Genomic DNA, 301 nt, shown 5'->3' on the forward strand with positions numbered 1-301 from the left:
AATCCGTTAGCGAGGTGCCGCCGGCTTCCATTCAGGTCGAGGTGGCCCGGCTCCATGCACCGCGACGCAACGCGGGGAGGCAGACAAGGTATAGGGCGGCGCCTACAATCCATGCCAACCCGTTCCATGTGCTCGCCGAGGCGGCATAAATCGCCGTGACGATCAGCGGTCCAATGATCGAAGTTAGGCTGGTAAGAGCCGCGAGCGATCCTTGAAGCTGTCCCTGATGGTCGTCATCTACCTGCCTGGACAGCATGGCCTGCAACGCGGGCATCCCGATGCCGCCGGAAGCGAGAAGAAT

1 pseudogene is annotated in these 301 nt (G+C 61.8%); it reads right to left on the minus strand.

Annotation, left to right across the window (positions count from 1 at the left end):
* Nucleotides 1-31: 31 nt before the first annotated feature.
* Nucleotides 32-301 (minus strand): annotated as a pseudogene (locus I5E_RS23775) (hypothetical protein); the annotation flags it as partial.

Source organism: Curtobacterium sp. B18, assembly GCF_000333375.1.
GTDB lineage: Bacteria > Actinomycetota > Actinomycetes > Actinomycetales > Microbacteriaceae > Curtobacterium.